The organism is Litchfieldella rifensis, assembly GCF_042646605.1.
Lineage (GTDB): Bacteria > Pseudomonadota > Gammaproteobacteria > Pseudomonadales > Halomonadaceae > Litchfieldella > Litchfieldella rifensis.
On sequence record NZ_JBHRUG010000019.1, the window covers coordinates 67,407 to 80,506 of the forward strand.

Consider the following 13,100-nt stretch of genomic DNA (forward strand, 5'->3'; position numbering starts at 1 on the left):
GGAGCCGCTTATAGCCGCATCGGCATGACGACGTACATGGCATCGCCACCGCCGGGCTCTTCCATCAAGGCACTGCTGTTGGGGTCGGCGAGCGTCATCTGTACGCGATCTTCGCCCAGCACGCTCAGCACATCAATCAGATAACTGACGTTGAAACCGATCTCCAGACTCGCCCCGGAGTACTCGATGGCGACATTCTCCTCGGCTTCTTCCTGTTCGGGATTGTTGGCCATGACCTGCAGGTTGCCCTCCTCGAGTTGCAGGCGCACCCCACGGTACTTCTCGTTGGATAGGATCGAGGTCCGCGACAACACCTGTCGCAATTCGGCACGGTCCGCAATGAAGACCTTGTCCCCGCCGCGCGGCACCACACGCTCATAGTCGGGGAACTTGCCATCGACCAGCTTGGAGGTGAAAGTGAACTCGCCCGTATGGGCACGGACATGACTGGCACCCAACGTCAGACTGACTGGTTCGTCACTGTCATCGAGCAGACGCCCCAACTCCAGCACCCCCTTGCGCGGGACAATCAGCTTCTGGGCCGGCTCCACCTCGATATCCGCCGGCCGCGAGCACACCGCCAGACGGTGGCCATCGGTGGCCACGGTACGCACGAGATTCGAACGCAGCTCCAACAACATGCCGTTCAGGTAATAGCGCACGTCCTGCTGAGCCATGGCGAAAGAGGTGGCATCGATCAGATGCTTGAGCGTTCCTCGCGGCAGGCTCAGCTCGACACTACCTTGACCGTCCTCGATATTGGGGAACTCGGCCACCGGTAACGTCGACAGGGTGAAGCGTGAACGCCCACTGCGCAGCACTGCACGCCCATCTTCCAGGGCAAAACTGATCTCGGACTGGTCGGGCAACGACTTACAGATATCCATCAGCTTACGCGCCGGCACTGTGGCCGACCCCGGTTCATCGACCTGGGTCGGCGCCGTACGCCCGATCAACTCCACTTCCAGATCGGTGCCGGTCAACGCCAGTTGCGCATCCTGCACTTCGATCAGCACATTGGACAGCACCGGCAATGTCTGACGACGCTCGACTACACCGGCAACCAGCGTCAGGGGACGCAGCAGGGCTTCGCGAGAGATGGAAAATTTCATGAGGGCTCCACTTTTGTCCTGAGTTCGATGCAATCATTTGGGGCTGCCATCAGCCACTCGGCAGCGGGTTGCTTGCCGTCAGCTCGTCAGCAATCGCAGCAGATTCTTGTAATCTTCACGGATATCCGCGCTCTCTTCCTGTAGGGCCTTCACCTTGCGACAGGCATGCAAGACGGTAGTGTGGTCGCGACCACCGAAGGCATCACCAATTTCCGGCAGGCTGTGATTGGTCAGTTCCTTGGCCAAGGCCATGGCTACCTGGCGCGGGCGCGCGACGGAACGCGAGCGGCGCTTGGAGAGCAAATCCGCCAGCTTGATCTTGTAATATTCGGCCACCGTGCGCTGAATATTGTCGACGCCGACCTGCTTATCCTGAAGCGCCAGCAGATCCTTCAGCGACTCCCGAATGAAATCCTGAGTGATCGGCTTGCCCATGAAATGGGAGTCGGCAATCACTTTCTTCAGTGCGCCTTCCAGCTCACGCACATTGGAACGGATCTTCTGAGCGATGAAGAAAGCCGCATCGTGAGGCAGGTCGACCTTGGCCTGATCGGCCTTCTTCATCAGGATAGCCACCCGAGTCTCCAGCTCCGGCGGCTCGATCGCCACCGTCAATCCCCATCCGAAACGCGACTTGAGACGCTCTTCTACCCCATTGATTTCCTTGGGGTAACGGTCAGACGTCAGGATCATCTGCTGGCCGCCCTCGAGCAGCGCATTGAAGGTATGGAAGAACTCCTCCTGAGAGCGCTCCTTGCCGGCAAAGAACTGGATATCGTCGATCAGTAAAGCATCGACACTGCGATAGAAGCGCTTGAAGTCGTTGATGGCGTTGAGCTGCAAGGCCTTGACCATGTCGGCGACGAATCGCTCGGAATGCAGATACACAACCTTGGCATTATCGCGCCGGCTGGCAAGCTGGTTGCCTACCGCATGCATCAGGTGGGTCTTACCCAGACCGACACCGCCGTACAGGAACAAGGGGTTGTAGGCGCCACCCGGATTTTCCGAGACTTGACGCGACGCCGCTCTGGCCAACTGGTTGGACTTGCCCTCGACGAAGGTCTCGAAAGTGAAATTGGGATTCAGACCGCTCTGGTGCTTGAGACTGCCTTCAACTTGCACCTGGCGCTCACTCGTCCCCGAACGGCTGGACGCAGAGCGCGACCCTTCGTCGCGTAGCTGGCCGATTTCCCGTTCGTCGGTATAGTCACCGCGCGGTGGCGTATGTACGGCCGGAGCGCCGGACTGACGTGGACTCGCCGACACGGGATTGCCTAGTTCACGTGGCTGCGGCGATGGTGCGGCACGCCGGCTACCCACGGCCAGCGACACCTTGGGCGGTTTGGCAGGGGCCAACTCACGCAACAGCTCATTGATGCGCTGTATATACTTGTCATTGACCCAGTCCCTGACAAAGCGATTGGGCGCTAGCAGGCACAGTTCGTTGGACTCGCCCTCCTCCGCCTGCAAAGGGCGGATCCAGGTATTGAACTGTTGAGAATTCAGCTCGTCCTGCAGGTAATCCAGACATTGTTGCCAAAGAGCGACCGACACGCGACCTCACCATCCGATTAACGAAAGACCGACCATTGTATCCCTCAAGCAGCAGGTTATCCACATGTCGAAACGCCCGCATCAGGCTGTGGAAAACTCTTCGCCAACGAGTGAAAAAACACTTGACCGAATGCGGCACCCATTCAAGCCTGTGGAGAAACCTTCCCTCCCTTACCCGGCTATCCCCAGTGAGTCCAGCTGATATCCTCGTCTTTCCCACACAATTCGAATAAGAATATCTTGTTGTTTTAGATGAATTTAAAGTAGTTATCCACAAACATTATCCCCAGTTTTAATAACAACAGCATCTAAAAAACACTGATGATAATAATTAATCTCATCACCGTAGGCATGCTCACCTCGCCGCCGAGCGCGCCCCCCTCCCCATCGCGATCCGCGCAGGCATTTCCCTCTCATGCCCAAGGAATGTCGACGGAAAAATTGCACCCGGCCGGCGAATTCTCTAGAATTCCCGGTCTTGAGCCGAATACCCCCGGGTTCCCCGCCGGAGCCAGGGCGCCTCTAGGTTGACGTTAAGTCCAAATTAACCACGTGGGAATCAATCGTTATGAAACGCACCTTTCAACCCAGCGTTCTCAAGCGCAAGCGTGTGCACGGTTTTCGTGCGCGCATGGCCACCAAGAATGGTCGTGCCGTTCTGGCGCGCCGCCGCGCCAAGGGCCGCAAGCGTCTGAGCGCCTGATCTCGGATTGCGTGTGTCCTGTCAGGGCTTTCCCCGGTGTCTGCGGCTGCTGACGCCCGGGGATTACCGACACGTCTTCGACCAGGCTGCATACAAGGTTCATGGCAAAGGGCTGCTGGCACTGGCCTGCAGCAACAACTTGGACCATCCGCGAGTCGGACTGGTGATCAGCAAGAAGAATGTGCGTCGTGCCGTCGACCGCAATCGTCTGAAGCGCCTCATTCGCGAGTCCTTTCGTCTCCAGCAGCATCGCCTACCCGCTGTGGACGTCGTTGTCCTGGCCCGGCGTGGCGTACATGAACTGGACAACGACACCCTGCATCGCCAGCTCTACGGCATGTGGCGGCGTCTGGAAAAAGACGTTCGCAAGCAGTCGATCAAAGCCTCCTGACAGGGCGCGAGCGGCCTGCCTCGGCAGGCTTTCGTGTGCCATTTCGCTCATGCACTATGCCGTCAGTCAGTTCATTACCCACCGGGCAGGCCCCTCATGGACGTAAAACGACTTCTGCTATTGATTCCGCTTGCGGTACTGGCCTACTTGCTGGTCGTACAGTGGAATCAGGACTACGGTCAGGTAGCTCCTGAACCGGCAGCTCCTACTATCACAACCGATGACAGCCCTCGTACCAGCGATCCCTCGTCCGACGACCAGCTGGCGGTCCCGACAACGCCCCGTGACTCGGGTGCCATCGAGGAGGGCCTGCCCGGCGAGCCCTCCCCCGCGGCCAGCAGTCGTGATCTGATCGCCGTGGCCACCGATGTGCTCGATGTAAGGATCGACCCGCAGGGTGGCGATGTCGTGTATGCCGCCTTGCCGCAACATAAGCTGACCCTGGACTCCGAACGGCCCTTCGTGCTGCTCTCCGACAGCGACGCTCGCAGCTATGTGGCCAAATCCGGGCTGCAACTCGAAGGCCATCAGGGGCGCGTCGCTTTCGCCGCGGAGCACACCGAATACCGGCTCGAGGAAGGTCAAGACACCTTGACCATCGACCTGAGCGCAGAGGTCAACGGAGTCGATGTCGTCAAGCGCTTCACCTTCCATCGCGGCGAGTATGCCGTCGACGTCAACTATTACCTGGCCAATAATCGCGACGAGCCGGTCACGGCACGCTTCATCGGGCAACTGGCCCGGGATGACAGCCCCGATCCGACCAGTGGTGTGGCGATGGGCATGAAGTCCTATCTGGGAGCCGCCTATTCGTCGCCGGAGTCTCACTACGAGAAGGTCGACTTCGAGGAAATCCAGAAGGGCACCTTCAACAATCGCGATGTGGAAGGCGGCTGGGTCGCCATCATCCAGCACTATTTCGCCACCGCCTGGGCTCCCCCCCAGAACCAGCAGAACCTCTACTACGCCACCACCGACTCGCGCGGGCGCAACGTGGCCGCCTTCGCCGGCCCCACGCACACTATCGCCGCCGAGGGAGAGAGCACGCTGGCTGCCACGCTGTACATGGGTCCCAAGGTTCAGGAACGCCTGGAAGCCGTGGCGCCTCATCTTGAATTGACCGTCGACTTCGGCTGGTTATGGTTCCTGGCCAATCCGCTGTTCTGGTTGCTCGACAAGATCCATGATGTCTTGGGCAATTGGGGCTGGTCGATCGTGGTGCTGACCGTATTGGTCAAGCTGGCCCTGTTCCCGCTGTCTGCCAAGGCCTACAAGTCGATGGCCCGGATGCGCAAGCTGGGGCCGGAGATGCAACGCCTCAAGGAGCAGTACGGCGACGACCGTCAGAAAATGTCACAGGAGATGATGAAGTTCTACCAGAAGGAGAAGATCAATCCTCTGGGGGGCTGCCTGCCGATCCTGGTGCAGATGCCGGTGTTCATCGCCCTGTACTGGATGCTGCTGGAATCCGTGGAATTGCGTCACGCGCCTTTCGTGTTCTGGATCCAGGACCTGTCAGTGAAGGACCCATACTTCATCCTGCCGATCCTGATGGGTGCCTCGATGTTCGTACAGCAATTGCTCAATCCGACGCCGCCGGACCCCATGCAGGCCAAGATCATGAAGATGCTGCCGGTCGTCTTCACCTTCTTCTTCCTGTGGTTCCCGGCCGGCCTGGTTATCTACTGGGTGGTCAACAATGTCATCTCGATCTTCCAGCAATGGATCATCACGCGCCAGATCGAGAACGACCCGAGTATCGGCAAGGGCGCCAAGAGCAAACACTGACCCCACCCGCACCGTCTCTCCAGACCCCCGCCCCGCGGGGGTCTGGCGTTTGTGGTCCGCCACCCGGACAATGCCTACCATACCCGAGCAGGGATTCGTGCCATGTCGCATCATCCACTCTACACGCAGGACACCATCGCCGCGCTGGCCACTCCCCCCGGACGTGGTGGGGTGAGCATCATCCGCGTCTCCGGGCCCGGCTGCCGGGATATCGCCACCTCGGTACTCGGTCGCTGTCCCGTACCACGTCAGGCCCACTATGGACCATTCAGCGGTGCGGACGGCCTCATCGATGAGGGCATTGCCCTGCTCTTCGAGGGTCCTCATTCCTTCACCGGCGAAGACGTGCTGGAACTGCAGGGCCATGGTGGCCCGGTGATCATGGACCTGCTTCTGGAACGGTGCGTGCAGTTGGGAGCTCGCCTGGCCCGTCCCGGCGAGTTCTCCGAACGCGCCTTCCTCAACGACAAGCTCGATCTGGCGCAGGCCGAGGCCATCGCCGACCTGATCGACGCAAGCTCTAGAGCCGCCGCCGAGAACGCGCTGCGCTCGCTCCAGGGCGAGTTCTCGCGGCGGGTCGAGGCGCTGGTACAGCGATTGATCGAGCTGCGCATGTACGTCGAGGCGGCCATCGACTTCCCCGAAGAGGAGATCGACTTCCTGGCCGATGGCAAGGTCGCCGCCATGCTCGAGAGCGTGAGCGAGGAGCTGGGCAGGGTGCGTGACGCCGCCGGTCAGGGGGCGCTGATGCGTGAGGGCATGAACGTGGTGATCGCAGGACGTCCCAACGCCGGCAAGTCCAGCCTGCTCAATGCATTGACCGAGCAGGACACCGCCATCGTCACCGCGGTGGAAGGCACGACCCGTGATGTCCTGCGCGAGCATATCCATATCGACGGCATGCCGCTGCATATCATCGATACCGCGGGACTGAGGGATACCCCGGATGCGGTGGAGAAGATCGGGGTGGCTCGCGCCTGGGCCGAGATCGAAAAGGCCGATCGCGTCCTGCTGCTGGTCGATGCCGTCACGACCCAGGCCACCGACCCTGTGGCGATATGGCCGGATTTTGTCACTCGGCTTCCCGATCCCTCGCGCTTGACCCTGGTACGCAACAAGATCGATACCAGCCACGAACCGGCTGGCCTTGACTTATCCACAACCCCCCCGATCCTGCGTCTCTCCGCCAAGACCGGTGCGGGTGTGGATAACCTCAAGGAGCACCTCAAGGCGGTGATGGGCTTCTCGGCTACCACGGAGGGGCGCTTCTCGGCACGCCGCCGCCATCTGGATGCCCTGGATCGATCGCAGCGAGCGCTCACTAACGGGGAGGTGCAGCTACAAGGCTATGGTGCCGGCGAATTGCTCGCCGAAGATCTGCGCGATGCCCAACAAGCCCTGGGCGAAATCACTGGTGAATTCAGCGCCGACGATCTGCTCGGGGAGATCTTCGGCAGCTTTTGCATCGGCAAGTAGCGCCACCCTACTCCTCCACCCACCAGCCGCTGCGATGACGGGCCGCGGGTCCCAGGCGTGGCGTGACCTCGGCCATCGCCGCTGCCAGCGTCTCCCCGAGCCCCCAGGGGGGATTGAGCACCAGCATCCCGCTGCCATACATGCCATGAGTGTCGCTCGGCTCGGCAAGCTGCAACTCGCTCTGCCAGAGTTTGCGCAGGCCGCTGTCACGCAGCGAGGCGAGCAACTCACGGTGGCGGCCGGCCGGCAACAGGGGATACCACACCAGCACCACGCCATGACGTGCCTTGCCTGCCAGGCGACACAGGGCCGTGACGACCTCCTGGTATTCGTCCTTGCGTTCGTAGCTAGGGTCGATCAGCACGCATAAGCGCGGCGTGGCGACCGGCAGCATTCTGGCCAACCCTGCCAGACCATCGCCATGGACGCGTCGTGCATTCGTCGGCAGCGCCTGGGCCTCTAGATGGCGATGCTCGCCGGGATGCAGTTCGAACAGGCTGAGGCGGTCCTGGGGTCGCAGCTCATGCGCCAGCCACCAGGGGGAGCCAGGGTAGTGTGTCAGGCGCGCGCTTTGCGCGTCCTGAGCCTCCTGCAGGCGATCGAGCCATGCCTCGAGCAAGGTGTTGGCAGTGGCTAGCTCATGGCGTGCCTGCCATAGCGGGACGACACCCGTACGATACTCCATGAGCTTCCGAGTCTCTACCGTCCCCAGAGGGTAGCGTCCCCGACCCGCATGGGTATCGACATATGTAATAGGCGAGTTTTTACGTAAAAGATATTGGATGACGGAAAACAGCGTCAAATGCTTGTGAACGTCGGCGAAATTGCCGGCATGATAGGCATGTTGATAGGCAAGCATTGTCAGATTCCATAAAAAGACCCGCGAGGCCTGTGAGAGCCCGCGGGTCACGTTGGCCTGGCCGAGTTTACATCTGCTGTTGCATCGGCGTCAGGGTGATCTCGACGCGACGGTTCTGCGCCCGACCGGCTTCGGTATCGTTGCTGGCCACGGGTTGGGTCAGCCCATAGCCCATCATGCTCAGGCGCTGGCGTTGAACCCCATTCTGCGCCAGATAATTGCCTACCGCCGCGGCGCGGCGTTCCGACAGGCGCTGGTTATAATCAGCCGAACCGGTGCTGTCGGTGTGACCGGCGATATTGACGCGGGTCTCGTGATATTCGGTGAGAACTGCCGAGACATCATTGAGCGCGGAACGCGCGCTGGGAGTCAACTCACTGGAGTCGAACCCGAAAGTCACACTGCTGGGCATATTGAGCACGATATCGTCACCCTGGCGATCGACCTCGATGCCGGTGCCCTGCATGCGTTCACGTAGTTGTGCTTCCTGGCGATCCATATAGGCCCCGATACCGCCGCCCGCGGCAGCCCCCACGGCTGCACCGATCAGGGCGCGATCACGCCGGCTGGTGGATCCACTGCCGCTGAGTGCCCCGGCCGCTGCCCCCACGGCAGCGCCGATACCGGCTCCGGTCAGCGTCTTGCTGCGTTGGGTCTGGCCACCATAGGGATCGCTGGTGGCGCATCCCACCAGCAACATCGCTGCCGCGAGTGGATAGATCAGTCGAAATGTCTTGGGCATTGTGTTGCCGCTCCTTGGATTCACGGGATCATAAACGCCCTGACCTCAGTCTTCGTCGAGCATGGCCAGGAGTTCGTTCAAGAATAATAGACCTCGGGGAGATGCTTGCAGTCGCGCGGCATCTTCCACAAGAAGTCCTCTTTTGCGTGCTTCGACCAGGCGCTGCTGCAGTGCCTGGGGCGCTCGCCCTGTATGGGTCCGCCACTGCTGAAGCGGTACCCCCTCGACCAGCCGCAGGGCGTTCATGGCAAATTCCAGCGGCAGGTCAGTGTCACTCACTTCGGTATGCCCGGCGACAAAGCCACGGGGATCGTTGCGACGGCGCAGATAGGCCTCGGGCTGCCGGCTCTTCCAGCGTCGCTCGATACGCAGGCGACCACCGTCACCGAACGTACTGATCTTGCCATGCGCCCCGGCGCCGATCCCGAGATAATCGCCAAATGCCCAGTAGTTCAGGTTATGGCGCGACTGCCGGCCCGCCCGTGAATAGGCCGAGATTTCATAACGCGTGAAACCGGCGTCTTCCAGGCGCTCGTGCCCTGCATCCTGGATATCCCACAAGATGTCGTCTTCGGGCAATCCCGGCGGATGGGCATGGAATTCGGTGTTGGGTTCCAGTGTCAGCTGGTACCAGGAGAGGTGTTCCGGCGACAGCGCCAGAGCCATGTCGAGGTCGGCCAGCGCCAGTTCGAGATCCTGCCCGGGCAGGCCATGCATCAGATCGAGGTTGAGGTTATCGAAGCCGGCGCATCGTGCACTATGCACGGCCAGCCGCGCCTCTTCTCCGCCATGGATGCGCCCCAGGGCGGCGAGCTGAGTCGATTGGAAGCTCTGCACGCCCAGCGACAGACGATTGATCCCCGCCGCCCGGTAGCCAGTGAACCGCTCCTGCTCGACGGTGCCAGGATTGGCTTCCAGGGTGATCTCGATATCGCGAGCCAGGGGTAACCGCTCGGCCAGCGCCGTGAACAAGCGATCGTAGAACCATGGCGACATCAGGCTCGGCGTACCGCCGCCGATGAACACGCTGATCAGCTCCCGCCCCTGGGCCAGCGACAGGTCATCGTCGAGATCGGCGAGCAGGGCTGCCAGGTAGGCCCGCTCAGGGAGCTCCGCCCCATGACCCACGCCGTGGGAATTGAAATCGCAATAGGGACACTTGCGCACACACCAGGGCACATGGACATAGAGCGACAGCGGCGGCAATGTCATATGGCGAGTCGCTCTACCAGCGCCTGCATGGCCCGACCGCGGTGGCTCAAGCGATTCTTTTCCTCGGCGGACAGCTCGGCCGCACTCATGCCACACTCGGGAATCCAGAACAGTGGATCGTAACCGAACCCCCCTTCCCCGCGTGGATGGGCGAGAATCTCACCTTCCCAGGCGCACTGGACGATCAGCGGGACAGGGTCGTCAGCATGACGCAGATACACCAGCACGCACCAGTAGCGCGCCCGACGCTCGCCTTCGGCGATCTCGGCAAGCGCTTCCAGCAGCTTGCGATTGTTGGCTTCATCACTGCGGGGTTCACCGGCAAAGCGTGCCGAATGGATGCCGGGCGCCCCATTCAAGGCGTCGACTTCCAGCCCTGAATCATCGGCCAAGGACGGCAGACCGCTGACACGGCAGGCCTCTCGTGCCTTGAGGAGCGCATTCTCGACAAAGGTCTTGCCGGTTTCTTCGACCTCGGGCACGGCGTAGTCCCCCTGTGGGCGAACGGCAAAGCCCAACGGGGTCAGGAGGTCATGAAATTCACGCAGCTTACCGGGATTGCCGCTCGCCAACACCAAGGGGTGTGTCGTCGGCATCTCACGTTCCTGGTTCAAGGGATAGGACATTCTACTTTGTCGCCACAGAAAGAAAAAGTTGATAAATCAGTCGGTTGTATTACATCAGAAAAGAGCTGTTCGACTAATCCAAAAGTACTAGTTAACAATTCTAATACATTGAGGCTGTGATGAATTTACTAGTCAATAGGCATAACCTAGTGTAATACCCAGCAGCCAACCACAAAGTAACTTATTGTTTTTACCCATTATTAAATCAAAACTCCGTTACCAACCGATCGTGCCGAGTAGTCCGCACAAGAATATGTCTGTAACTCAACTTTACAAAACTGCATTCAGGGTCAACGCTTATGAGGTAGTTTCTCTATGTACATCATACCAACAACCTGTAGCGCATCATAAGTGGGGAGCAGACCTCATGGGCCAAGGAAAAGGGATGGTGCTACTGGTGACAGATAGCAACCCACAATCACAACTCTTCATCGATTACATCCACGAGCAGCTCGACTGCCCGGTGACAGCGGTTGCGCCACACGACGACATCGAGGAAATCAAGCAGGATCGAGCCGTACTGCTGCTCGATGCAGATCACGTCGATGACGATACCATGCAGGCATGGCAAGCGAAGGTCGTCGATCATGACAACATCGCCATGGCCGCCTTCAACCTCCGGGACGAGGACCACTCGGCCGATGTGCTGGCCACCTTGCATCTGCAGGGAGTCTTCTACCGCAGTGACGACCTGATGTTGATCTGCAAGGGCATCAGCAAGCTACTGGAAGGCGATCTCTGGATGTCGCGAACCCTGATGACGCGACTCATCGATTTCTACCGTCGCCAACAGCGCAATGCCTACCGTCCCGTGTGTGGCTTGACCCATCGTGAGCTTGAAATCATCGGCCTGCTGGGCTCGGGAGCCTCGAATTCCGAGATTGCCGATCGGCTATTCGTCAGTGAGCACACCGTGAAATCGCATCTTTATAACATCTTCCGCAAAATCAAGGTCCACAACCGAATCCAGGCCATGAACTGGGCACGTCACAATCTGGTGGCAATTCCCCCCAACCTGAGCAGACATAAACAGCACAATTGATAACGAATCAGGCGGCGACGAAAAAGGAGCAACACCAACGGCTCATGCCAGGCGCATATGCTGGCGGATCAGTTCCACCAGGGTCGCGGCGGCATTGTCTGCTGTCGTATCCAGATGCACCAGCTGGCGTCGCTCGTCATCGGAGAAGGGCTCGCGATTGGCGAGTTGGCGTTCGAGTACCGCCAGGCTGGCTTCCGAGGAATCGCCACCACGCCGGGCTCGCTTTTCTATGCGCCTTCTGAGTGTGGCGTCATCGGCCTCGAAGCTGACCATCAGCACCGGCAGACCCCGTGCCTCGGCCTGGTGACGCAGCAGATCCCGTTGCTCGCGACGCAGGCATGTGGCATCGATACACACCGGCAACCCGGATTCCAACAGTACCCCGGTGAGTTTCGCCAACTGCCAGTAGGTACGGCGGGTCGTCTCCGGCGTATAGATATCCACACCCTGTCGGGAACTATCGACCTGTGGAGAAAATCCGTGCAAACGCTTGCGCTCGACATCGGAGCGCACGCGTACGCTTCCCAGGCGACGCACCATCTCGCCGGTGAAACGGCTCTTGCCGCTGCCCGCGACACCGATGCCGATGACCAGATACGGAAACTGGAAGTCGGCGTAGCGCTCGGCCAGCGTCAGATAATGATGATATTCGGCGAGATCCGGTTGCGGGTCGCGCAGCATCGTGACCTTGGCACGTGCCACGGCATGGTACAGCTTGTAAAAGCCAAGCAGGCGCACCAGTTCGTAGTCACCCGACAATTCCAGGTAGCGATTCAGCGCATGGTTGGCGAAGGCCACCTCGCCCTTGGCCTCGAGATCCATCAACAGGCAGGCCAGATCGCAACCGACATCGCTCCAGCGTAATTCGTCGTTGAACTCGACGCCGTCGAACATCAGAGTGCGTCCTTCATGACGCACGGCATTGCCCAGGTGGATATCGCCATGCGTCTCGCGCACGAAACCCTCGCGATGGCGCCGTTCGAAGGTGTCGTACAAGCGCGTATGGGCTTCCTCGACCCTTAACGCCACCCCCTGCAGGCGCTGTCGATCGGTGGCGTCCTGCAGGCGCTGCATGATCAATGCGAATTCCCTGACCACGATGCCAAGCACCGTGTCGGCGGTGCCTAGCGGACTGTCCTCCTCGACCCTTGCGGCTTGCTCGTGAAAGACCACCAACTGGTCGATCAAGTCGTCGATCAGCTCGAACGACAGCTCACCACTGCGCTGTAGATTGCTGAACAGGTGACGATCGCTGAACTGACGCATCTTGACGGCATATTCGATGGGAGCACTGGCATCTCCCATGCGCGGTTTCCGGGACGTGCCGGAGATCGGTACCGCCGCCAGATACAGGTGCGGTGCCAGACGCCGGTTGAGACGTACCTCCTGCTCGCAGAGTCGGCGTCGCCGCTCCAGGGTCGAGGCGTCGAGGAAACGGCCGAAATCCAGTGGCTTCTTGATCTTGTAGGCGTAGTCACCGGTAAGCACGATCCACGAAACATGCGTCTCGCGGATCTCGACCCCGTTCACCGGATGGTCGTAGCAGCCAGGATCCTGGAGTGCCCTGATCAGCGCCTCGTTCACGATAGCGG

The 13,100-nt window shown here is 60.1% G+C and carries 12 protein-coding genes; 5 read left to right on the top strand and 7 right to left on the bottom strand.

Annotation, left to right across the window (positions count from 1 at the left end):
• Window positions 1-8: 8 nt before the first annotated feature.
• The gene (gene dnaN, locus ACFOEV_RS09640; protein ID WP_386773289.1) at window positions 9-1,112 is read right to left on the bottom strand and encodes a DNA polymerase III subunit beta; all 1,104 of its coding nucleotides are present in this window, start codon (window positions 1,110-1,112) and stop codon (window positions 9-11) included.
• 78 nt (window positions 1,113-1,190) lie between these two features.
• Window positions 1,191-2,669 (bottom strand): chromosomal replication initiator protein DnaA, encoded by a 1,479-nt coding sequence (gene dnaA, locus ACFOEV_RS09645; RefSeq protein WP_386773291.1) that lies wholly within the window; start codon window positions 2,667-2,669, stop codon window positions 1,191-1,193.
• 568 nt (window positions 2,670-3,237) lie between these two features.
• Between dnaA and rpmH the strand changes: the two genes are divergently transcribed.
• From rpmH to mnmE, 4 genes are all read left to right on the top strand, one after another.
• On the top strand, window positions 3,238-3,372 hold the full coding sequence (gene rpmH, locus ACFOEV_RS09650; RefSeq protein ID WP_010626003.1) for a 50S ribosomal protein L34: 135 nt from the start codon (window positions 3,238-3,240) through the stop codon (window positions 3,370-3,372).
• A gap of 13 nt (window positions 3,373-3,385) precedes the next feature.
• The gene (rnpA, locus tag ACFOEV_RS09655; RefSeq protein ID WP_386773294.1) at window positions 3,386-3,763 is read left to right on the top strand and encodes a ribonuclease P protein component; all 378 of its coding nucleotides are present in this window, start codon (window positions 3,386-3,388) and stop codon (window positions 3,761-3,763) included.
• Between the two features lie 96 nt (window positions 3,764-3,859).
• Complete coding sequence (gene yidC / locus ACFOEV_RS09660; RefSeq protein WP_386773296.1) at window positions 3,860-5,551, top strand: membrane protein insertase YidC; 1,692 nt, start codon at window positions 3,860-3,862, stop codon at window positions 5,549-5,551.
• A 102-nt stretch (window positions 5,552-5,653) separates the two neighbouring features.
• Window positions 5,654-7,027 (top strand): tRNA uridine-5-carboxymethylaminomethyl(34) synthesis GTPase MnmE, encoded by a 1,374-nt coding sequence (mnmE, locus tag ACFOEV_RS09665; RefSeq protein WP_386773298.1) that lies wholly within the window; start codon window positions 5,654-5,656, stop codon window positions 7,025-7,027.
• Window positions 7,028-7,034: 7 nt separating this feature from the next.
• Here the strand turns inward: mnmE and ACFOEV_RS09670 are convergent, their stop codons facing one another.
• From ACFOEV_RS09670 to rdgB, 4 genes are all read right to left on the bottom strand, one after another.
• Window positions 7,035-7,886 (bottom strand): 23S rRNA (adenine(2030)-N(6))-methyltransferase RlmJ, encoded by an 852-nt coding sequence (locus tag ACFOEV_RS09670; protein ID WP_386773300.1) that lies wholly within the window; start codon window positions 7,884-7,886, stop codon window positions 7,035-7,037.
• 67 nt (window positions 7,887-7,953) lie between these two features.
• Window positions 7,954-8,628 carry an OmpA family protein gene (locus tag ACFOEV_RS09675; protein WP_386773302.1) on the bottom strand — a complete coding sequence of 225 codons (675 nt, stop codon included), beginning with the start codon at window positions 8,626-8,628 and terminating at the stop codon, window positions 7,954-7,956.
• 45 nt (window positions 8,629-8,673) lie between these two features.
• A complete protein-coding gene (gene hemW / locus ACFOEV_RS09680; RefSeq protein ID WP_386773304.1) occupies window positions 8,674-9,840 on the bottom strand; it encodes a radical SAM family heme chaperone HemW in 1,167 nt (388 codons plus the stop codon).
• Window positions 9,837-10,436 (bottom strand): RdgB/HAM1 family non-canonical purine NTP pyrophosphatase, encoded by a 600-nt coding sequence (gene rdgB / locus ACFOEV_RS09685; RefSeq protein WP_386773305.1) that lies wholly within the window; start codon window positions 10,434-10,436, stop codon window positions 9,837-9,839. Before rdgB ends, hemW begins: the two co-directional genes overlap by 4 nt.
• Window positions 10,437-10,833: 397 nt before the next feature.
• Here rdgB and ACFOEV_RS09690 point away from each other — a divergent pair, with 397 nt between their 5' ends.
• Window positions 10,834-11,508: a LuxR C-terminal-related transcriptional regulator gene (locus tag ACFOEV_RS09690; RefSeq protein ID WP_386773307.1), complete on the top strand. Its 675-nt coding sequence runs from the start codon at window positions 10,834-10,836 to the stop codon at window positions 11,506-11,508.
• A gap of 42 nt (window positions 11,509-11,550) precedes the next feature.
• On the opposite strand, the gene ACFOEV_RS09695 is transcribed toward ACFOEV_RS09690, so the two are convergent.
• Window positions 11,551-13,092 (bottom strand): bifunctional aminoglycoside phosphotransferase/ATP-binding protein, encoded by a 1,542-nt coding sequence (locus ACFOEV_RS09695; protein ID WP_386773309.1) that lies wholly within the window; start codon window positions 13,090-13,092, stop codon window positions 11,551-11,553.
• Window positions 13,093-13,100 lie beyond the last annotated feature (8 nt).

What these genes read in the sequence shown, in the direction of transcription:
- dnaN (WP_386773289.1), bottom strand. Translation starts at nt 1,112, where the DNA reads ATGAAATTTTCCATCTCTCGCGAAGCCCTGCTGCGTCCCCTGACGCTG.
- rpmH (WP_010626003.1), top strand. Translation starts at nt 3,238, where the DNA reads ATGAAACGCACCTTTCAACCCAGCGTTCTCAAGCGCAAGCGTGTGCAC.
- yidC (WP_386773296.1), top strand. Translation starts at nt 3,860, where the DNA reads ATGGACGTAAAACGACTTCTGCTATTGATTCCGCTTGCGGTACTGGCC.
- mnmE (WP_386773298.1), top strand. Translation starts at nt 5,654, where the DNA reads ATGTCGCATCATCCACTCTACACGCAGGACACCATCGCCGCGCTGGCC.
- ACFOEV_RS09670 (WP_386773300.1), bottom strand. Translation starts at nt 7,886, where the DNA reads ATGCTTGCCTATCAACATGCCTATCATGCCGGCAATTTCGCCGACGTT.
- ACFOEV_RS09675 (WP_386773302.1), bottom strand. Translation starts at nt 8,628, where the DNA reads ATGCCCAAGACATTTCGACTGATCTATCCACTCGCGGCAGCGATGTTG.
- hemW (WP_386773304.1), bottom strand. Translation starts at nt 9,840, where the DNA reads ATGACATTGCCGCCGCTGTCGCTCTATGTCCATGTGCCCTGGTGTGTG.
- rdgB (WP_386773305.1), bottom strand. Translation starts at nt 10,436, where the DNA reads ATGCCGACGACACACCCCTTGGTGTTGGCGAGCGGCAATCCCGGTAAG.
- ACFOEV_RS09690 (WP_386773307.1), top strand. Translation starts at nt 10,834, where the DNA reads ATGGGCCAAGGAAAAGGGATGGTGCTACTGGTGACAGATAGCAACCCA.